Origin of the sequence: Gluconobacter cerevisiae, assembly GCF_015244675.1 — a bacterium.
GTDB classification, from domain to species: Bacteria; Pseudomonadota; Alphaproteobacteria; order Acetobacterales; family Acetobacteraceae; genus Gluconobacter; species Gluconobacter cerevisiae.
Genome location: NZ_JABCQO010000008.1, coordinates 82069 through 99777, shown reverse-complemented (window position 1 = coordinate 99777; position 17709 = coordinate 82069). Strand labels below are relative to the sequence as shown.

General features: G+C 54.6%; 25 protein-coding genes. 7 read left to right on the top strand and 18 right to left on the bottom strand.

The window, feature by feature from the left end:
- Nucleotide 1: 1 nt before the first annotated feature.
- The 11 genes from HKD21_RS10350 to HKD21_RS14645 form a co-directional block, all read right to left on the bottom strand.
- The gene (locus HKD21_RS10350; protein WP_194255621.1) at nt 2-1339 is read right to left on the bottom strand and encodes a DUF2213 domain-containing protein; all 1338 of its coding nucleotides are present in this window, start codon (nt 1337-1339) and stop codon (nt 2-4) included.
- On the bottom strand, nt 1332-2153 hold the full coding sequence (locus tag HKD21_RS10345) for a phage head morphogenesis protein (RefSeq protein ID WP_215748068.1): 822 nt from the start codon (nt 2151-2153) through the stop codon (nt 1332-1334). The genes HKD21_RS10350 and HKD21_RS10345 overlap by 8 nt, the downstream gene beginning before the upstream one ends.
- Before the next feature lie 77 nt (nt 2154-2230).
- Nucleotides 2231-3754, bottom strand: coding sequence for a DUF1073 domain-containing protein (locus tag HKD21_RS10340; RefSeq protein ID WP_194255620.1), 1524 nt, complete (start codon nt 3752-3754; stop codon nt 2231-2233).
- Nucleotides 3755-3763: 9 nt separating this feature from the next.
- Nucleotides 3764-5074: a phage terminase large subunit gene (locus tag HKD21_RS10335; protein WP_194255619.1), complete on the bottom strand. Its 1311-nt coding sequence runs from the start codon at nt 5072-5074 to the stop codon at nt 3764-3766.
- A gap of 3 nt (nt 5075-5077) precedes the next feature.
- Nucleotides 5078-5539 carry a hypothetical protein gene (locus HKD21_RS10330; RefSeq protein ID WP_228121331.1) on the bottom strand — a complete coding sequence of 154 codons (462 nt, stop codon included), beginning with the start codon at nt 5537-5539 and terminating at the stop codon, nt 5078-5080.
- A gap of 170 nt (nt 5540-5709) precedes the next feature.
- Nucleotides 5710-6060 carry a hypothetical protein gene (locus tag HKD21_RS10325; RefSeq protein ID WP_194255618.1) on the bottom strand — a complete coding sequence of 117 codons (351 nt, stop codon included), beginning with the start codon at nt 6058-6060 and terminating at the stop codon, nt 5710-5712.
- Between the two features lie 60 nt (nt 6061-6120).
- Nucleotides 6121-6753, bottom strand: a complete 633-nt coding sequence (locus HKD21_RS10320; RefSeq protein ID WP_194255617.1) for a hypothetical protein — start codon at nt 6751-6753, stop codon at nt 6121-6123.
- Nucleotides 6754-7012: 259 nt separating this feature from the next.
- A complete protein-coding gene (locus HKD21_RS10315) occupies nt 7013-7696 on the bottom strand; it encodes a hypothetical protein (protein WP_194255616.1) in 684 nt (227 codons plus the stop codon).
- A 26-nt stretch (nt 7697-7722) separates the two neighbouring features.
- Nucleotides 7723-7884: a DUF2256 domain-containing protein gene (locus HKD21_RS10310; protein WP_194255615.1), complete on the bottom strand. Its 162-nt coding sequence runs from the start codon at nt 7882-7884 to the stop codon at nt 7723-7725.
- A gap of 371 nt (nt 7885-8255) precedes the next feature.
- Complete coding sequence (locus HKD21_RS10305; RefSeq protein WP_194255614.1) at nt 8256-8741, bottom strand: Ltp family lipoprotein; 486 nt, start codon at nt 8739-8741, stop codon at nt 8256-8258.
- A gap of 70 nt (nt 8742-8811) precedes the next feature.
- A complete protein-coding gene (locus tag HKD21_RS14645) occupies nt 8812-9078 on the bottom strand; it encodes an Arc family DNA-binding protein (protein ID WP_194255613.1) in 267 nt (88 codons plus the stop codon).
- Between HKD21_RS14645 and HKD21_RS10295 the strand changes: the two genes are divergently transcribed.
- The 3 genes from HKD21_RS10295 to HKD21_RS10285 are packed head-to-tail and all read left to right on the top strand — an operon-like array spanning nt 9052 to nt 10525.
- A complete protein-coding gene (locus HKD21_RS10295; RefSeq protein WP_194255687.1) occupies nt 9052-9351 on the top strand; it encodes a hypothetical protein in 300 nt (99 codons plus the stop codon). The two genes, HKD21_RS14645 and HKD21_RS10295, sit on opposite strands and share 27 nt — an antisense overlap.
- A gap of 17 nt (nt 9352-9368) precedes the next feature.
- Nucleotides 9369-10178 (top strand): phage antirepressor KilAC domain-containing protein, encoded by an 810-nt coding sequence (locus HKD21_RS10290; RefSeq protein WP_194255612.1) that lies wholly within the window; start codon nt 9369-9371, stop codon nt 10176-10178.
- The gene (locus HKD21_RS10285) at nt 10175-10525 is read left to right on the top strand and encodes a hypothetical protein (protein ID WP_194255611.1); all 351 of its coding nucleotides are present in this window, start codon (nt 10175-10177) and stop codon (nt 10523-10525) included. Before HKD21_RS10290 ends, HKD21_RS10285 begins: the two co-directional genes overlap by 4 nt.
- A 27-nt stretch (nt 10526-10552) precedes the next feature.
- Here the strand turns inward: HKD21_RS10285 and HKD21_RS10280 are convergent, their stop codons facing one another.
- The 5 genes from HKD21_RS10280 to HKD21_RS10255 form a co-directional block, all read right to left on the bottom strand.
- On the bottom strand, nt 10553-11029 hold the full coding sequence (locus HKD21_RS10280) for a hypothetical protein (protein ID WP_194255610.1): 477 nt from the start codon (nt 11027-11029) through the stop codon (nt 10553-10555).
- 241 nt (nt 11030-11270) lie between these two features.
- Nucleotides 11271-11882 carry a hypothetical protein gene (locus HKD21_RS10275; RefSeq protein ID WP_194255609.1) on the bottom strand — a complete coding sequence of 204 codons (612 nt, stop codon included), beginning with the start codon at nt 11880-11882 and terminating at the stop codon, nt 11271-11273.
- A 3-nt stretch (nt 11883-11885) separates the two neighbouring features.
- On the bottom strand, nt 11886-12701 hold the full coding sequence (locus HKD21_RS10270) for a hypothetical protein (protein ID WP_194255608.1): 816 nt from the start codon (nt 12699-12701) through the stop codon (nt 11886-11888).
- On the bottom strand, nt 12698-13135 hold the full coding sequence (locus HKD21_RS10265; protein ID WP_194255607.1) for a RusA family crossover junction endodeoxyribonuclease: 438 nt from the start codon (nt 13133-13135) through the stop codon (nt 12698-12700). Before HKD21_RS10265 ends, HKD21_RS10270 begins: the two co-directional genes overlap by 4 nt.
- A 335-nt stretch (nt 13136-13470) precedes the next feature.
- Nucleotides 13471-13782: a helix-turn-helix domain-containing protein gene (locus HKD21_RS10255; RefSeq protein ID WP_194255605.1), complete on the bottom strand. Its 312-nt coding sequence runs from the start codon at nt 13780-13782 to the stop codon at nt 13471-13473.
- Between the two features lie 99 nt (nt 13783-13881).
- Between HKD21_RS10255 and HKD21_RS10250 the strand changes: the two genes are divergently transcribed.
- Complete coding sequence (locus HKD21_RS10250) at nt 13882-14064, top strand: hypothetical protein (RefSeq protein ID WP_194255604.1); 183 nt, start codon at nt 13882-13884, stop codon at nt 14062-14064.
- A gap of 3 nt (nt 14065-14067) precedes the next feature.
- On the opposite strand, the gene HKD21_RS10245 is transcribed toward HKD21_RS10250, so the two are convergent.
- A complete protein-coding gene (locus tag HKD21_RS10245) occupies nt 14068-14586 on the bottom strand; it encodes a helix-turn-helix domain-containing protein (RefSeq protein ID WP_194255603.1) in 519 nt (172 codons plus the stop codon).
- Nucleotides 14587-14774: 188 nt separating this feature from the next.
- On the opposite strand from HKD21_RS10245, the gene HKD21_RS10240 reads away from it, so the two are divergent.
- Entirely contained in the window at nt 14775-15032 is a 258-nt protein-coding gene (locus HKD21_RS10240; RefSeq protein WP_194255602.1) for a hypothetical protein, read from the top strand.
- Nucleotides 15033-15064: 32 nt separating this feature from the next.
- On the opposite strand, the gene HKD21_RS10235 is transcribed toward HKD21_RS10240, so the two are convergent.
- The gene (locus tag HKD21_RS10235; RefSeq protein WP_194255601.1) at nt 15065-15331 is read right to left on the bottom strand and encodes a hypothetical protein; all 267 of its coding nucleotides are present in this window, start codon (nt 15329-15331) and stop codon (nt 15065-15067) included.
- A gap of 96 nt (nt 15332-15427) precedes the next feature.
- Here HKD21_RS10235 and HKD21_RS10230 point away from each other — a divergent pair, with 96 nt between their 5' ends.
- On the top strand, nt 15428-16153 hold the full coding sequence (locus HKD21_RS10230; RefSeq protein ID WP_194255600.1) for a LexA family protein: 726 nt from the start codon (nt 15428-15430) through the stop codon (nt 16151-16153).
- A 560-nt stretch (nt 16154-16713) separates the two neighbouring features.
- Nucleotides 16714-17475, top strand: coding sequence for a hypothetical protein (locus HKD21_RS10225; protein WP_194255599.1), 762 nt, complete (start codon nt 16714-16716; stop codon nt 17473-17475).
- Nucleotides 17476-17709: the final 234 nt, after the last annotated feature.

Genomic DNA, 17709 nt, shown 5'->3' with positions numbered 1-17709 from the left:
ATCAGGCCCCCTTGATACGGGTGAGGGAAGGAAACTTTTCCAGGAAAGACACGGATGCGGCGCTGTCAGTTGCGAGGCCAGGAGCCTTCGTAGCAATCGCCTTGCTCTTCGCATGCTGCGTGAACATGGCCCGATATGCGCTGCCCGGGATGCCGGATAGGTCGTAGCCTTCTTTCTTCAAGGCAAAACCATAGACGTTTTCGGCGCTATCCATGGCGACCGTCCCTACGAAGGGTTTTACCGCATCGCGGGCAGCATGAAGCTCATTCATGCGACGGATCGTGTTCCGCTCGGCATCAGCCACGGCTGTCTTGAGCTTCGCGTCCATTGCGCTCTGGATCTCATCCGCCTTTTCACGTGCTGTCCGCTCGGCGTCGGCCTGACGCGCCCCTTCGGCTTCACGCTGGCGATCCGCCTCTGTCGTCTCCTCATCCGAGGCTGTCGCAGTCAGGGCCCCGAGGCACTTGTCCACCTCATCATCCGTCAGGCCAGCAGCTTTCAGCTTCTCGCGGCGCGTCTCGATGTCATCATCCGTGGCTACACCGAGGTCTCCGCCAGTGGCTTCGTTCTGAAACAGGGCCAGAACCTGATCCATCACATCATCCGGAACGCGACCGGACAGCAGGTTCCGCAGCGTATCAGCAGCATCGTCTGTGGCCGTCTTGTCGTTCAGATCGTCGTCCATCGCCTTCTTGCAGGCTTCGAGATCCGCGTCCTTGGCAAGGAAAGGGGTGACGGATGCCAGGAGCTTGTCCCGCAACGTCATGTTCTTTGGCATGTTTATATTTTCCGGTTTTGAGTCCGCAACAAGGACGTCTGGGCCAGCGCGACCCGCAGGAACAACGGCGACATGGGAACCAATAATGTCCCGCATTACACCGTCATAAGGCTCTCCATTGAACACGCCGGCAGTCATGTCCGGGCGGTAGCGATAAGCGCTGGAAAGTTCGCGCTGCTCGCCGCTCTTGATCCGCTCGATTGACGGCCCATCCCAGATGACGAGGCTGTCATACAGAAAAGGCGCCTCGAAAGACGCCTCGTTGCCGGTGGTTCCGATGACCAGATCACGCCGGGGATCATCGGCAGTGACGTGGTAGTGTTCTTCGAGGACAGGTAGACCATTGAAGGTGTGCGCTGCCTTCTCCAACTCCTGAGGATCGCGCAAGAGGCGGTAGATCCGTTCAGGGTGAAGGCCCAGCTTGTCCCATCCGGGGATTTCATTTCCCCGATACGGGCAGATATTGGCCTTGCTGATTGGCGTCCTGGCAACGCGAAGCCGCCCATCAGCATCAACCGTCCGAACGCTCCCCATGCGGTCATAGGCGAGAATGTCAGTCATCAAATCCACTCACGATCACCCTTGACGTGCACCGGCAGTTCGGCTCCTCGCCCGGGAAAATCAGCTTGCCATCTCCGTCCACGTCCGCACCTTTGCGAATGTCGTAGCGAAGCCGCTCACGGCCGGCCTTCACGTGGTTTGGCCGGGGATGCTTGCCCGCACTCGAATGACACCAGATTGCCTCGGTCAGCCCCAGATCGATCTGCCGCCTTCGAGTAATGAAGGACGTGGCCTTGTTGTTCTGATCCCGGGCGATAAAGGCGGCACGGCGTTTCGTTATGCCGTAGCGGTCCTGCAATTCGGTCGTCAGCGTAGACAAATCGCGCCCAGCCAGGACGGAACGCTGAACCATCGCCGAGACGTCGCTTAAATGCTGCTCGGCGATGCTTTTGATCAGCCCGACGTTCTCATTGATTACGCCATCTAACACATCCGTCACAGCCTTAGATGGCCTGAACTTCACTGCAAATCCGGCCTGCTTCAGCTTGCTCATCAGCGATGTGTCAGCGCCCTTCTGCCACTTCCCCGCCTGCGTCTCCGCCATCTTCCGCGCCCGGTCATCGAACAGACTGCGCCAGCGGGCCGTCAGACGGTTCATGACCTTCTGAAGTTCGTCCGCCACGCTGTCCTGCGCTATGGCTGCTTCGTGCTTCCGGTAGTTTATCTTGAGCCAATATGTGAGGCTGGCGTCCATTTCGTCGATCAGAGCCATGAGAGCCTTATAGTAGGCAATCTCAACTCCGGCATTGGGTCGGACAGGCTTGAGTGTCGTAGGATGCTTACGCGGCTGCGCAGACTCGCAACGTAAAGCCATGGCGATCTCCGATCAAAAGTACGCCGAAGGGCGGCTCTATGGTTATGTAGGTTCGCCTTGATTGATCGAGATGCCCCCTAAACCCCACTTGCCCCTACATTCCCCGCCGCCGGATCTGACAACAGAGAGATATGATCGTCTCCATCTTCTGGGGGCGGCGGAACATCATCAACATCAATGCCGTCAAACGGGCTATCCGGGTCGTCAGCCACGACCTTGCGCCCTTCCTCTGGCGATACGACCCCGGCTTCGATCAGTTCAACCACGGTATCAGCCTTGGTCTTGAGGATCGCAGCTTTGGCGGCGTCATCCATCTGCCAGAGCGGGATGAATGCGAAATCGATGCTTTCATCAATCTTCCCCCATAAAGACAGCATGATGATGCGCATCACTCGCGTGAGGTGAGGGCGGAAGAACTGTTCCTGATAGGCGGCGACCCGGTCATACCAGACCCTGATTTCACCATCCGACGAAGCATTGAGCCCGGATGGAGATATACCCGTAAACTTGACCAGTGGCATCTGGGCGACAACACAGATTTGTTCCAGTGCCTGAGCCTGAAGCTTGTCCAGCCCCGCCAGATTGGCCGAAAGGATCTGAAGCTCTTCTTTTTCCTTGTCCGTAAGCATAACGCCACGGTTGGAGCGAAACTTGATAAATGACTGCACGCGGTCAATTAGGCCGCCAACGCCTACTTTTTGCATGGTGGCCATGAGATCGGTTTTCAGATTAACGATGGAGCAGCCGTTAATCAGATCTGCCACGGACTGTCGCGTTCTGAGCCAGTTATCGACATAAGGCTTGGCCATCTGGGTCAGAGACATCCCGCCAAAATTGTATGATGGCTTCAGAATGTCTGGCACGTCGCGAGATACGAAACGCAAAAGACGACTTTCGTGCAGGTTCGCGCCCTGCACCCACCATGTGGATGGGCGATAGAAAGCGGATTTTAGGGGGTCTGCAGCGTTGTAGTCGTTCGGACTAATCCAGATCGGGTCAATTACCCGCAGCGACTTGAGAGCGCCAATGCCGATGGTTTCAGGTTCGACGAGAAGAGGTGTGGCAAGATCCGGAGAACGTGTCGGCAAGCCTGTATCCAGATAAAGCATCCCGAGACCATAAAAGCCGTCATATTCCGAGAGCTGACGAAACCGCTCCCGTACCTTCAGGCGCGTAAATTCTGATCGGAGATCCTTCAGGCGTTCTGATTTATCTTCCCCGTCCGCTGCACGAAACTCGATCCATTCGCGGGTCGATTCCTCGGCCAGTGTTCCGACGATATGACGGTATTCGGCCCGCTGAGCCATGGCGGCCAGGCGCGGATAGCCCATGAAGGCCACCCCATCTGCCACAGCGTTATTCATGAAGTTCTGAACGGCAGGCGGTATGGCGCTGTCCTGCGCAATGGGAGACGCCTTCGGCCGCACGCCGTCAAGTGGACGGTAAAGGGCGTATGAAGGCCGGTCCGCCCCACGAGAGAGGCCACGCTCCACCTCGCGCCATACGTCCCCATTGAATGGAGAGGGGGTTGCCTCGGCAATGCGCGGTTCCACCCGGACCCGCGTTGTGTCCACTGCTCGCTTGCGGGTGAAAGGCCACATAGATAAATCCTAGATCATTGCCATTTCAGCGGGGGTTAGACGCCGGAAGCCGTTAGACGGCTGGTCCTCAAGCATGACTTCCGTCAGACCCCAAACCATCGCGTCTGCACGGTCGGGTGAGCGGGCGCCTTGGAAGCCAGAGGCCGAGAACTGGCACATCTGGTCCTCAAGATCCGGGAACCGGCCGTGATGCATAACCTTGCCCTGTTCGTAGAGGGCGGCAATTGGCTCGGCTCGAGCATATTTCCCACGGGAAGCTGTGACCAGTTTAACCGGAGCAGTTGCTCGGACAGATCGGATCGTCTGCTCAACCATCGCGCCGCCAAAGTTCCGTTCAGCGACAATCCGATCCGCTTTCCACAGATCCAGTGCATCCAGAGCGACTTTTGCCCATCCTGCTGGTCCCTGACGACAGGTGAGATCAGCAAGAACGTGACCAGTGCCATCACGGTCCACTCCCGTCACCGCAATGCCAATTTCGTCAGAACGGTAGTCTTCGGGACCGGAGCATCCGGAGGGGTCGACTGAGACAACAATTCGACGCATCTGCAACAGCACCCCATCGCGGTTTGCATCCGCTATCGGTGCCGAGCGTTTGATAAGGTCCAGAGTCCAGAGCGCGCCATCAATGGCTGTCTGGTAATTGCCAAATAGAAAGCGCTGACGCTCCTTCTCGGGCAGGGATTCAAGCTGTTTCAGATATTCGGGCGACAGGTTTGCTCGGTTCGCGTCCGGGTTGATCTGCATCGTCGCGTAATCGGCAGGGTCGGGCAGGGGGTCTCCGCCCTTGGGCTCAACCTTCCGCTCAAACAGACTATAGAGCCAGTGCGAAGTCGTTGGCGGGTTGGCGTCGATGTATTCCTTGACTGAGAGACAGGTTTTCTGCGCCAAGCGGGTCAGCAGCATATTCCGTGCCGCGTAGCTGATCTGGCTTGCTTCGTTCATGTAAACAGTCGCGAACTCAAGCCCAAGGATCTTCTCGGTCCGCTCCGAACTGTCCAAGCCGTGAAACAGGATCTCCGAGCCATTCGGAAGGGTGACGTACCAATCAGTCCGGTTGAGCGTGTATGGCAGATCCGGGAAGCAAAGTCGCATGACCTTCGGGAACGTGTCGCCGATAATCGTGTGCTTCAGGGCATTGAAGCGGTGACGGAAGATACCGTGCCGCGAGCCCGGAGCCTTCACCGCCCGTATGATAATGGCGCGGATCAACAGGAAAGTCTTACCCGACCGAGAGCCACCGCGAAGGAGGATATGCGTTGCTGGAGAGCCTAGAAGACGATTTGCGTCGGCCTGAGCGGGGTTCAGTGTGGCAACCATGGATTACAGCGCATTGTCATCCGAGGTGATGGTGACGGCGATGGCACCGCTCTGTTGAACGTCATGCCGTTCCCGGTACTTCTCAGGTCGATGCGCCTTTAGAAGCAAGGTAGTCAGACTGTCGCTGAACTTCCGCTGCACAAGGGGTTTGCCCGTCTCGGGATCGCGGACAATCTGCCCCATGGAGATGACGTACTCCTCATGACCATCCAATGCCCTACGACGTGCCTCAGCTTCCAAAGCATCGGTTGCCTCGTCAATCGCATCTTCCCATGCCCGGGCAAATTCGGGATCGGCCTCACGCCATTTGTAGGCGGTTGCCCGGTCAATCAACGCTATTCTTGCAGACTCCGAAATGTTCGACGTTTTGCGAAGATGCTGCAGGAATATCTCACGCGGATTACGCGTTGAGCGTGTTGTTTTCGTTGTCGTCCGACCTTTAGCCAGACCTTTTCGCCCAGCCATAGGCTTGATCCTTTTTGAATGGGAAAACGCTGCCTGTCTCACCGTCCGTCATTTAAGGGTGCGAGGCCTATTTATGCGTTGCGTCGATTATGTTTACCTGTGGAACGGCCTCACGGGAGATCAGGTCTCTCAGTTTTGAAATGAGAACCGTAACGAGAGCACCTACAGAGCTACATGGCTTGCAACAGCGAGAAACCGTGAGCTTCCTCAAGCTGTCGCGCCGAAACTTCTCGACCGATAGCCAACCTGACACGCGCCACCAATTCCCCGGTCGCCTGATATCCCGCAGGTTCCACAAAGCGAACAGGGACACCAAAGGGCACACACCTGATTGCAGCTTCGCAATCAACGCGAAGATTGATCGCGTCGAACCAGGAGGGCTTCACATCTGCCCGATGACTTGGAACCGGGCATAGAACAATCGGGCAAATCGCCACGCTGTAATGTGTCAGGGAGACAACTAGATAGCGGCCACTCTTCCACCACACCACATCACCGACTGTGAGGGCGGGTGAGGGCATAGCGAATTGTCCGGGATATTTTGCGCTACAGGCGCAATTCTTCAGTGTTGCCCAACCGTATCAGGGCGCGCTGGCAGGTACAAGCCCTTTCTCGGCGGCGTTGCGTTCGATCCGCTGCCTGATTTCTCGGCGAGTGTCTGTATAGACCGCGGGGAGCTGCTCAAGAATGAGCGCGCATTGAGCGGAGACCTTTCCGCGTTGAAGAGCTTTTCCGAGAGCCGGGTAAAGCGCCGCTCCCATGGCTGAGAACGACAGTTCCCGAGCCAGCATCATCTCCAGCCGTACATGAGCGCAGAACCCGAGCCGATCGCGGATCATGCCGATACGTTCGGCCGCATTCCCACGGGAAATTGCGAATGTGTGGACGTCGCCCTTCTCGTATCCAGACGGCAGGACGTCACTCAAAATGTCCAAATATCCATGGTTCGCAAACACATAATCGCAGATCCACCATTTCGCGGCGGTGACTGCATCGCCGTTGATGTCGCCAGCCATGTGCAGAGCGTTGACGGTATTCAGCTTGATCCGCTTCTTGCCCTGCCACTCATAGTCCCCCTTTGAAAGCCGTTCCGGCGTCGGGGAATTATCCTCCGCTTTGACTGGGATGAATGCCGTTTTTCGGATCGTCTTCGGCGTCGAAAACTGGCGGATCGTATCGCCGAGTCCGGCGCGGGATTTCTGGGCTGCTGGCATGGGAGCAGGTTAGTACAGGGGAGGGTGTCTGTACAAGGAGGAAGCGTTAAAATGAATGGTAGGATGCTTAACCCTCTTAGTAGAAGGATCTTTCATAAACAGAATCTATCGTTGTGCTTTGTTGGGCGCAAGGAAGGCTGTGACGAAATATCACAGGCTTACCATTATTCTGTGATTGCGCGATCAACAATATTAAGTTAATCGCGCGAATAATGTAAATATATGGAGATTATAATATTGAATAATTTTAAAAAAATTTCTAGTTTATTTGTAATCTTTTTTCTATTTGAATCCAATATTCTCTATTTTCTATATTAACTAGTTTGCAGAAGTTATTTTGTGAGTCTTTATATTGACGGTATATCGTGATAAATATTTTCTTTTCATCTTCAGTTAATAATGAAAACTCTATACCTCTGCTCTTCAGTTCATAGTTTATGAAATTCCACAATAGTTTCCCAGTCTCTAATTCGTTCCATGCCATGGGCGAAATAAGCGATTTAAAGACTATTTTCGAGGTATCTGCTGTCGTATCACTTGATACGCTTTTTATAATTTCCCCCATTTGTATATAATCGCCTATGTAATTTGAGGGAAATTCCATGTCAGCCAAGTGTTGAGATGAAGCGCTAGTCATCGAAGTGAAATTTGAATTTATTGAATCTGAAAAATACCGAGAAACATCTATTAAAACACCAATTTGACCCGAATCGTTCTGTTTCTGGGCAATTTTATAAGCAAACACCCCAACACCAATCGTAGCTAAGGCACTAATCACAGAAGCTCCTGAAGATACCCAAGAAGATACTGAGTCTTCGGAGTCATTCCAGATTATGAAAACCATTACAAAGGCAGAAACAATGGAAATTGGAATCGAAAAAACGAGTGAAAAGAATTTTATATAGCTCCAAAGTTTTTTGTCTTTTAATTCTTCAATATTCACTTTTTGTCCAATCTACTGCTAAATTCCTACCGACCGCCCTTACAAGCCTCGGAGCAATACCGAACCTGATCCCAAACCTTTGCCCATTTCTTGCGCCAAGTGAACGGACGGTCGCAGACAGGACAGACCTTGGAAGGGAGGTTTTGTTTGGCGGGTTTGGGTGCGATCTTACCTCTTCCTCTGGTCATGCTCAGAACTCCCACATCTGGCTCATGATCGTGGCTTCCGCGTCACCTTCACACGTCCCGGCTTCGGATCGCACGGCTCCAGCTCAGCAACCCGCGTCTTGAGCCGCTCAATCTCCCGCTTCTGGCTGTCAGTGTGCCGCATGAATCCTGCATGCCGTTCTGAATAATGATCGCTCTCGCTGCGCAACTGGGCGCGCAACCTCCGCACTTCCGCCCAAGGGTTCAGATACTAGGGGAGGGCCATGACCTCATTTCCCACGAGCATGTTTCTATGTAGTGGGACATGCTGGCCTTTTGGGTTAACCGGTACGCAAAGATGCATTTTCGTCGCGGAGTTTTCCAAACCACAATATGCGGGGGGAGGGAACCTTTCACGTTGGCCCGCACGCTCCGGCTTTATGGGCGCCGTAAGTTGCCTGGCCTAGTGTATATTTATCCCCAGCTGTTGAAGACAATTGGTGAATCAGGCCCTTACAGGAGAATCCTGACACTTCAAGGTACTGTTTGGCAGACCGGACTGCATTTTCATTCCAGTCTACAGCCAAGCTGTCCAGTGCGACAGTAGCATCGGCTACTGGGTAACCATCTCCAGCATCAGAAGATAGTTGATGGATAAGACCAGCTCGTGAAAAACCAGACATGTTTAAGTAATTTATCGCTGACCTGACTGCGTTATTTTGAACGGAAGTCAGATTATTTTGCCCGAAGAGAGAGGAGTTATTTTCTTCAACATCAGGACGCGGCTGTGCTGCGCTATTATTATTAAAATTTTTTGTTGGAGAAATTAATTGCCCGATTATACCGAGGCAAAATATAGAGAAAAAAATACATGAAATGTATTTGAATATTCTTTTCAACAGAAGAAATCCTTAATTATATAATATATTATTAATATGACGGTTTCGGAATAGAAATTCCCCAAAAGGATTATTTTTCTCTATTTAAAAATCGTTTTGATAATAGCCGCATCACAGATGCATCATCCGCAACCATTACATACATCTCAGCCGCCTCAAGATATTGAGCATCAAATTCAGCCATGTTTGTAGGGATAGCATCTAACGAGACTGATGCTTCCAGTCTTTTGACTACCTCTGCATTCAACGAGCGGCCAGAATTTTTGGCAGATTCCTCCAGGTGAGACTTTAGGTCGTCTGGTACTCGAACATGGATCTGAGACTCGTTTTTTGTCATTTTTTGACGGTGTACCAATTTGGTATTGACGGCAATGATACCAAATTGGTATTAGTGATTTATACCAAAATGGTAGCAGGAGCCATGACCATACGAGACCCCCAAATCCACATCCGACTTGAGCAAAGCGTGAAGGATTTCCTTCAACGTCGCGCGAAACAGCAGGAGCGCACTATGGGTGCGCACATCACGTTCTTGCTTCGGCAGGAAATGGAAAAAGAAAAGGCATCGGACCCCGCCGTAGGAAGCAAGTCCGATGCCTCTAACCAGTGAATAAGGATTACACTGCAATGTCAGACGTTATCACGAAAGCCGTTGAAGGCTCAAACGTAATCGCTCCCGCCATGCACGATGGCGAACTGCGTATCCTCGACACCGATCTTGCAACGTGCCTGGGTTTCGATCGTCCGCGCGATATTCGCAAGCTGATCAAGCGGTATGAGGCAGAACTTTGCCGGATGGGTCGATGCGCCACGGTGGCGCGTCGCCCGGAAACCGGTGGACACACCGTGATCGAACACTATCTCAATGAAGAACAGGCCCTCTTCATCACTGCCAAGTCTGAGACGACAGCGGCGACGAAGATCACCATTGAGATTGTCACGCAGTTTGCAGCGTTCAAACGTGGTGAGATCGCTCCCCCGGAGACGCCTGAACAGCTTGCCCTTCGTGCGCTGACTGGTCTTCAATCGGTTGTGGAAAAGCAGCGGGAGCAGTTGGCTCTTGCCGCCCCCAAAGCCGCCGCCCTCGACCGCATCAGCACGGCCGATGGATCATACGGCCTGACGGAAGCGGCAAAGATCCTGCAAGTGAAGCCCAAGGCGCTGATTGCGTTCATGGCCACGTCGCAGTGGATCTATCGCCGGAACAACGGCAAGAACTGGCTGGCCTATCAAGCCAAAATCGACGCCGGGTATCTCTGGCACAAGATCGCCACCTACACGGGCCCGAACGGCGAGGAAAAGACCCGCGATACGGTGAAAGTTCTGCCTAAGGGTCTCGCAAAACTGGCTCAGATCGTGCCGGGTGCGAAGATTGATCCGGACCTGATGCAGATGGAGGCGCGCCCTTTCGCCAAGAAGCCGGAGCCAGCGTCATGAACGCGCTGGCCACCCGGCAGGACGCACGGGTTACAGGCGCGGTCATGGTCGAGGGTGAGATGCTGTGCTTTGACGCAACGGACTACGATCTCGAACCGGGAACGGAAGCCGTGGTCATTGGGACGAAAGGCGAGATCTATGTCGCGCCCATCGCGAAAAACCATCCAGAGGACCGGGCACGGCTGGCCCGCATACGCAGTGCACTCATTCCGTATGTGTCTGGTTTCTACTCCGCCAGAGTGCCGGAATTTCTACAGGTGAAGGTGCTTGGGCGGTATGTGCCAGTGCCCTGCGCCACCTCGGTAAAAACAGGGAAGGGCGCTGCCCGGTCGCTGGAAGCAGCCTGACTATGGAGCCGCCTTTCGGGGCGGTTTTTAGGTAGATATATTTTTTTGGTCGGCGGGTTGCTCTTTCTTTTTTGTGAAGCGAGCTAATTTTGCGACAATATTATGTGATTTTACGAACTTATAAATATAACACGCGCCTGTGATCACGGCCAAAATTGTGACTCCTATAGCTAACCAATGGTTCACGTTGGGATCATTTTTCTGGATGACCGAGAAATTATAGGTCCAGTAGGGAATAAGAAATCCAGCAGCAGAAAATAGCGCCGCAAATTCAGCTAGCGATCTGTTTAATCTTGCATTTTCCATTTCCCAGCATATTTTCTTAAAGTCATACCATTTCTTTTTGAGTTCAATTTTTTTGTCTATAGTGTCGGCATCACAGGTATCACCCAATTCAGTCTCTTTTTTCAAAAAGAGACCATCTAATTCACCTTCAAATCTCAAGATGTCTTCGAGTCTTTTTGCTTGTTCTTTTCCGTTAACAAAGCCATCTAGTAAAGACACAAAAATAATCCTCAATTCATAAATAAGTTTATGAATAATACTGCATTTGGTTCGATTAAGGAATAACGAAAAACACCGCCCTCGCTGTTTATTGTTCCATAATTCCCGAACAAAGCCGTAGAGGCATCGCCATCGCCTGCAGGCGTTTCCACCCCATCGTGTATCGTCTGATATTCCACACCGCACTCAGGGCCCAAAGGCGGTACCTCTCCGTGCATGTTCTCCGGGATGTCTCGCCGCATCATGACCGGCTCTCCATTTCGCCGCCTGCCGCACGCAGCTCGCGGATAACCGCATCAGCCAAAGCACCAGCCCGAGCCAGTTCTGCCCGATCCGGCCGCTTGCGCTCCGGCTCACGCGGCGCTTCCGCCATTGCGAGGATCTCCCGTAGCCCAGCCACTTCAGCCCGGATTGCCTCAGCAAACGGGAGTAGGTGGGTGTAGAGTTCGCCCGGTGCTGGCCAGCGAGAGCCGACGGGATAACCATTGCGCGGCGGCTGACGGGTCCATGCGACGCGGGTTGCTGGGGTCCAGGCTCCAGCGGGAATGTCGGAACAGACCTCAAAAATCGCTCGGGTTCGTGTTGCGGCTTCATCGGGATCGGCAGGGCCGTTGCTCACCAGTTGCGCCAGCCCCTTGAGCCAAGATGCGACCACGACGGGGTTGGGTTGAAGGCAGGCGCGCTCGGCATCGGAGAGCTGTTTGCGGACGGCACGGATGCGATCCGGCGTAAGATCGGACCGCCAGAGATACCCCTCACGCTTGGCCTCGATCAGGGCTTTGAGATCCCCGAAAGCTGGCGAGAAAGTGGGGGCGATGACGACGGCTGTGGGGCGATGGGTTGCGATGCTCATGGCTCAAACTCCCTCGATATCGGGCACTCCGGCCCATGCAGCGTTGACGGCAATTCGGCGCTCGGAAGGCGCAGTCCGCTGCGGGTTTGGCTGCATGCTGTCCTCACGCCGAACCCAGTTCCGCCACGTCGCGTTCCAGTCGACTTTGCGGCCCTTGGGGTCGGGAACACCAACCCAATAATCCCGGAAAACTGCCGCTGTTCGCTCAGGATCGACGCCGTTTGATCGGGCAAATTCAGCCATCTCCGGCGATGGCTTCCAGTCGACAGGGAGGCGGCAAGCCCGTTTTGGTTTTTCCGATTTCGGATTTTGCGCGCGTTCACTCGAACGAAGTGAGAGTGTTCTTTCTGTATCTGCTTCTGCTTCTGTTTCTTGGTGTTTAAGGGGAGGGGTTGCGTTTGCCTTAAGGGAGGGGGTTAACCCCTCTGCGTCTTCACCCTTAACCTTGCGCTTTCCCTTTCCGGTAATGTTGGGATTACCCCCTTTCTTACCGTTGGCAGCGGCTTCATCGCTGATAGCCTTATCCCTGACCATACGGCGGCTGAAGATGGTGTCATCTTCGGAACGGCTAAAAACTCCGTTTTCTTCGAGTTCCGCCACCAGCTTGGTTGCCTCGCGTTCAGAGCATCCGAGCACAGCGGAGAGCTGTCGCATGTTCGGCGATCGTCCGTTGACCAGCAGGTGTCCGACCGGATCAGCGTCGGCCATCAAGCACAGCATTTCGATCCAAGCGCCGCGCGCTGCGAGGGAGCACATTCGCAGCGCCGGATCGCGTTGCCAGTCTTGCCACCAAAATTTTGCCCATCTGCGTGCGCTCATGCCGCCACCTCTGCGCCCACAATTTCGGTGATCGTAACGACCGTCCTCTGTTCGCACAGGCGACACTTCACGGCCTTCACATCAAGTACGAGATGCTTCGGCCCATCGTCCACGATAAAGCCCAGCCCGCGCTTGTTCTTGATGCGCTGACGAGCGCCTGGCGTCCGCACAACAAGCGGGCAAGGTGTCGTCAGGCAGTCGATTAGACGCTTGGCAGAGCCCACCAGATTGTCCGTATCAGGCGTTCCGACAGAGTGGCGCTCGATCAGGACATGCGCCCGCTCAAACGGCACAGACGGGCGCAGATGATAAGCCACAGCGACTACTTCACGTTGCATCTGGTTCTTCTGACGAGCTGCTGTGAAATGACTGTAGCCGCTCGTACGGTTCACAAGCGGGAACGGCGCAGGGAGGGTGAAGGTGATCTTACGCATCGATCACATCCCCCCGCGTAAAGTACGTGATTTGACGTACTCCGCACGCTTTCAAAAACGCCGCAGGAATGTCGCGCCGTCCATTCATGACGTCAGAAACGTATTGAGGCGTACACCCCATCCGTTCTGCAAAAGTACGCTGATTTCCGTACTTACCCTTGATTGTCTCGCGAAGAATGCGGAACACATCCATTCGGTCTAGGCGCTCGCTCACTTCCGCAACTCCTCACAAAGCGCAGTGTGAGCAGCCTTCAGCGCGCGCTCATACTTCTCAAACTTCGCCGCGACATAGGCCTCGTAGGCATCCCAATCTTTGAACACGAGATGAACCCACGTCAGGCGATATGACGGAGGAGGTCCGGGGTTTCTCCCGAAACCGAACCGTCCACGTGTAATTTTGAACCAGGGCATTTCCCCTCCCTGACGAGCCGGAAGATTTCGTCTGCCAGCTCGTCGCATTCCTGCATGAGGCGGATGAGTTCAGCGCCGCGCGGGGCGTTGGTTCCATCCAGCCAGTTTTGGACGGTGCGCGGGGTCGAGCCGACCGCCTGCGCGAGTAATTTCGCGGAATGACGCAGCGGGCCGTATTTGCGCCGCAGCACTTCCGTAACGGTTTCGGAATAGGCAGCAGCAGTCACAGTGCTCATGCGGTCCTCCCGAAAATTTCGGGGACAAATCCACCTACTTTTACGCATCTTGTTCCTCCATTCTCTGCCGTGTCACCGAGCAGAGAAGGAGCAACCACGATGGAAGGAGACCCGCCCCAGACACCACAATTCGAGATCGATGCGGATACGCCGCATCTTGCCGTCGCACTGTGCAGGGATGCCCAGCTCTGGGGCGCTCTGCACAGTCGGCAGCCGCAGGAGGTCAAAGACCACTTGGCGCTCAAACTGGCGATGTTGGTTGGAGCGGACATCTGGGGGTGAGGCTCAGTGCAGCCCGCGGTCCCGACCGAACGCACAGTCCGGAACAGGAGGCGCATAACCACCGAACAACGCACGCCACGAAACATCCGAAAACGGCTCAAGCGGCCCCCGCAGGACCGGCTCGGCACGTTCCTTCTTCGGGTGCGTCGCTTCCTGACGGGCTTTCTTCCATTTGGTGCGGATAGCCTTAGGAACCTGCCGCTCCATCGCGGCCGACAGGGAGGCAGGCGAAACACCCAAGGCCTTCGCAATGGTGCCAGCGCTTTCATTGCGCTCCATCATCTCAAAGAGCGTCGGCATCAGCGGGGCCCAATCGATGCGGTTGTGCGTGTTCTGCGGAGACGAGCCACCCGTTGCGCTGCCGTTCGGCGACAGGCCCGCAAGGCCATGACGACCAATCATCGAGGAGAGGGAGGTTTCCTTCACCCCGAGTTGGGTAGCGATCTCGCGGCGGGTCTTCCCGGCTCGCAACATCGCCTCGACCTCGGGAAGGTGAGGTGTCCAGTCGTAGCGCGCCGTCATTGTGCGACCCTCCCGGCAAAATGCGCGCGGATGAACGTGGCGAAGGACAAGGCGGCGAATGCGCATGACGCGAAATCAAGCATCGTCCCGGACTCCCTTCACGGAAGTATCGGGCGTAGCGTCATTGCGGGGATCGGCGGCAACGGAGTCCCCGCTTTCACCATCTGCCACTACAGAGGATGAACTGGATGCCTGAGGAAAAATCCCTCGAATATTACATGATCTCGTATGCCTGCACTCAACTTGGCAACATGATCGCCGCAATGGCAGTCGGGGACGACCGACAGGTAGAGATTTTAGAGATGATGCTGACAAAGATGCAGTCCTTCCGAGAAGGAACGCCCAACGACCGAATTTACGAAGCGCAAGCGAGAGTGTCCGAAGCGATCCGCTTTGGTGCCGATAAGATGCTTGCCCAGCATTACAAACTGAAGGACGAGCGATAAATTCCCGAGAGTCTTCAGGGCTGACGAGACCTTTAAGCATTGGCCGCCTCCTTCCGCTTGGCGCGGGTGGGGAGGGGCTGGCGATCAACACCAGCAGGCCATTCGGCGTTGTCCGGCCAGTTCTCGCGGAACCAGTTGATGGCCCGTTCGAAGCTCTTGAGGGTCAGGCTTCCACCCGCCTTCACGCGAACAATGGTCCGACTGTCACGAAAGATGATGCCTGACGCTGTGCGTTCGGAAATGCCACGCAAGTCGCAGTAGCTTTTCGAAAGCGCCAGAAGCTGATCGGTAGGGGTCATAAAACATTATTGCGGGGATATGCCCGCATACGTCAAGCAAAAAGTGCGGGGATATAACCGGATGACTGATCGCGCGGGAAACGGGATAATTCCCGTATGAGTGTTGAAAGCCTTCTCGCAAAGATTGACGTACTCCTTGCTGCCAAGGGCCTTTCAGATCGGAAGGCCTGCCTTAAGGCGCGCGAGATCAATCCTGCCGTTGGTGTGGACTTCATTCGGGATATGAGAAGGCGCGGACATCCGCCGAGGTCTGATAAGTTGGCAGCACTCGCGCAGGTTCTTGAAGTCTCGCCCGCTTCGCTTGTGGAGGTTCTTGAGGGGCAGAAAACGCCGCTTGAGCCTATCCACACCACACAAATCGAAGTCCGAGGCGACGTACAGGCAGGCGTCTGGCGCGAAGCCATCGAGTGGCCTGCTGTGGATTGGTACGCGATCACCGTTCCGATCGACACGGCCTATCAGGGCTTTCACCGCTACGGCCTGAAAGTCTGTGGCCAGTCCATGAACAAGGTCTTCCCGGAAGGCTCCGTGGTCGTGGTCATCAATTTCGGTGATCTGGGCCGTTTGCCCAAGACAGGTGACTTCGTGGTTGCTGTGCAGCGATGCAGCAAGACGGATCAGTATGAAGCTACGGTAAAGGCCGTCCAGATCAGGGATGACGGAACGGTGATCCTATGGCCCCAGAGTTGGGATCCGGCATTTCAGACGCCCGTCATCTTGCCGCCGCAAGATGGTCAGGACAGCGCAGGGGTGCCGGACGTGGCGATCCAGGCGCTTGTAGTTGGTAGCTATCAGCCAAACCCGAAGGCTTCCTTCTCGTGAGCCGCGTCGTTGGGAAGTGGACTTGGAAGTGAGGGTGGGATGATGAAAAGCTATGACTGAGGCGTCCCTGTGTGCACTTGATACAATTCTACTTACCCCAAAGCAGATCTCGGGACGGGTAAATTGGAGCAACGAGGATAGGCCATCCAGCGCATTTTCATTTTCTGCGACCCTTCGTCTTAATGACGAGCCATTGAATGGTCTCAAGCTGCATGGTCATGCCGCGAGCGATGGTCTAGTCGGTTGGTTAAACCTTACTCTTGCGGTCGAAAAAATTCCTCTTGAGAGGCTTAGTTACCTTCCCCGTAACTCGCATACCAACAAGGCGCCGGAGTGGGCGCCGCAAAGTCTTCACCGGCAATATTTTGCTGCCCGTATCAGTCGGAGATATGCGTGGGGAAATAACCGCGTACTCCCTCATGATAAGTGGAGAGAGATAGCCTCACCTGTCGATGAGAATTTAGTGGATGCAGCCCAGGCTATACGTTACGCCTTAAAGGCTATGAACATACAGGGAGTTGTGCCGGAACCGGAATTCCAGCCGACGCTTGGGTTATAATATGAGCACCTTTGTAGACGTTGCCGAACTTTTGAGGCCGGTTTTTTCGGGCATTGAATTGCGGGGGGATGCTGTTCGCATCCAGACGCATTGTCTTTACGCGGATGGGCAAGGTGTAGGTGTCACGTTATTCCGTACCGGAGAACACTCATGGACGGTTACGGATGCAGGGGATGGATGGAGTGTTCTTCGGGACCATTTAATGACTCCTTCGCCACGCTCGGCGGCAAGGCGGGCGGATGCAATAAAGCGCAATTTTGGCGTTTCGTATCTTGCGGGCGAGTGGCGAGTGGAATGCTCTTCTCACGATCAGATCATTGGCTCAGTGTTATTGGTGGCAAATGCATCTCAGGCATGGGTAGAGAAGATGTTCGCAGCCGATGCGGTTCACGGACGAGCAGAGGCTGTCGAAGAAAAGCTGCACAGCATGCTTAAGGATGCTTTTGGAGAGAAGCGCATTGAACGTGGCTCGAGAGTTCGCGGCCTGAACAAAACGTACGAAGTCTCAACTATAGTGGCGTTACCCCAGAAACAGTACGCTGCATTTGAAGTCGTTACGCCGTTTATGGCTTCCATCTATCCTGCATATACGAAGTTCTCGGATATTTCTCATGCCAACAAGAAGCCAGCCTTTATGGCGATGGCGTTGGAGGGAATAGATACTATCTGGAAGTCGGATGATCTGGCGCTTCTTCAGAGCTCCGGGGCCATCCTTATCGATGTTGATAAGGGACTACCCAGAAATATTGCTCAGTTAGCCTAACCCCACCCGGCTCCGGCCGGGTTTCTTTTTACCCAAACTAAACCCGCGCGCCGAACAGGCTTTGAATAATCGTCACCCGCCATTGGAGATGACTATGCCCGACATTCGAACAGCCTGCGGTCAGCCACCAGCACCGCCGCCACACCCGCCCGGACCGCCATACCCTAATCCGTATCCGCCACCGGGCGAGGCCCCTCCACCCATGCAGGAGCCACCTCAGCCCGTGAGCTGACA

Excerpts from the sequence above, each read along its gene's own strand:
- HKD21_RS10350 (WP_194255621.1), bottom strand. The coding sequence starts at position 1,339 with ATGACTGACATTCTCGCCTATGACCGCATGGGGAGCGTTCGGACGGTT.
- HKD21_RS10345 (WP_215748068.1), bottom strand. The coding sequence starts at position 2,153 with ATGGCTTTACGTTGCGAGTCTGCGCAGCCGCGTAAGCATCCTACGACA.
- HKD21_RS10340 (WP_194255620.1), bottom strand. The coding sequence starts at position 3,754 with ATGTGGCCTTTCACCCGCAAGCGAGCAGTGGACACAACGCGGGTCCGG.
- HKD21_RS10335 (WP_194255619.1), bottom strand. The coding sequence starts at position 5,074 with ATGGTTGCCACACTGAACCCCGCTCAGGCCGACGCAAATCGTCTTCTA.
- HKD21_RS10330 (WP_228121331.1), bottom strand. The coding sequence starts at position 5,539 with ATGGCTGGGCGAAAAGGTCTGGCTAAAGGTCGGACGACAACGAAAACA.
- HKD21_RS10325 (WP_194255618.1), bottom strand. The coding sequence starts at position 6,060 with ATGCCCTCACCCGCCCTCACAGTCGGTGATGTGGTGTGGTGGAAGAGT.
- HKD21_RS10320 (WP_194255617.1), bottom strand. The coding sequence starts at position 6,753 with ATGCCAGCAGCCCAGAAATCCCGCGCCGGACTCGGCGATACGATCCGC.
- HKD21_RS10310 (WP_194255615.1), bottom strand. The coding sequence starts at position 7,884 with ATGACCAGAGGAAGAGGTAAGATCGCACCCAAACCCGCCAAACAAAAC.
- HKD21_RS10295 (WP_194255687.1), top strand. The coding sequence starts at position 9,052 with ATGGATCTGAGACTCGTTTTTTGTCATTTTTTGACGGTGTACCAATTT.
- HKD21_RS14645 (WP_194255613.1), bottom strand. The coding sequence starts at position 9,078 with ATGACAAAAAACGAGTCTCAGATCCATGTTCGAGTACCAGACGACCTA.
- HKD21_RS10290 (WP_194255612.1), top strand. The coding sequence starts at position 9,369 with ATGTCAGACGTTATCACGAAAGCCGTTGAAGGCTCAAACGTAATCGCT.
- HKD21_RS10285 (WP_194255611.1), top strand. The coding sequence starts at position 10,175 with ATGAACGCGCTGGCCACCCGGCAGGACGCACGGGTTACAGGCGCGGTC.
- HKD21_RS10275 (WP_194255609.1), bottom strand. The coding sequence starts at position 11,882 with ATGAGCATCGCAACCCATCGCCCCACAGCCGTCGTCATCGCCCCCACT.
- HKD21_RS10270 (WP_194255608.1), bottom strand. The coding sequence starts at position 12,701 with ATGAGCGCACGCAGATGGGCAAAATTTTGGTGGCAAGACTGGCAACGC.
- HKD21_RS10265 (WP_194255607.1), bottom strand. The coding sequence starts at position 13,135 with ATGCGTAAGATCACCTTCACCCTCCCTGCGCCGTTCCCGCTTGTGAAC.
- HKD21_RS10255 (WP_194255605.1), bottom strand. The coding sequence starts at position 13,782 with ATGAGCACTGTGACTGCTGCTGCCTATTCCGAAACCGTTACGGAAGTG.
- HKD21_RS10250 (WP_194255604.1), top strand. The coding sequence starts at position 13,882 with ATGGAAGGAGACCCGCCCCAGACACCACAATTCGAGATCGATGCGGAT.
- HKD21_RS10245 (WP_194255603.1), bottom strand. The coding sequence starts at position 14,586 with ATGACGGCGCGCTACGACTGGACACCTCACCTTCCCGAGGTCGAGGCG.
- HKD21_RS10240 (WP_194255602.1), top strand. The coding sequence starts at position 14,775 with ATGCCTGAGGAAAAATCCCTCGAATATTACATGATCTCGTATGCCTGC.
- HKD21_RS10235 (WP_194255601.1), bottom strand. The coding sequence starts at position 15,331 with ATGACCCCTACCGATCAGCTTCTGGCGCTTTCGAAAAGCTACTGCGAC.
- HKD21_RS10230 (WP_194255600.1), top strand. The coding sequence starts at position 15,428 with ATGAGTGTTGAAAGCCTTCTCGCAAAGATTGACGTACTCCTTGCTGCC.
- HKD21_RS10225 (WP_194255599.1), top strand. The coding sequence starts at position 16,714 with ATGAGCACCTTTGTAGACGTTGCCGAACTTTTGAGGCCGGTTTTTTCG.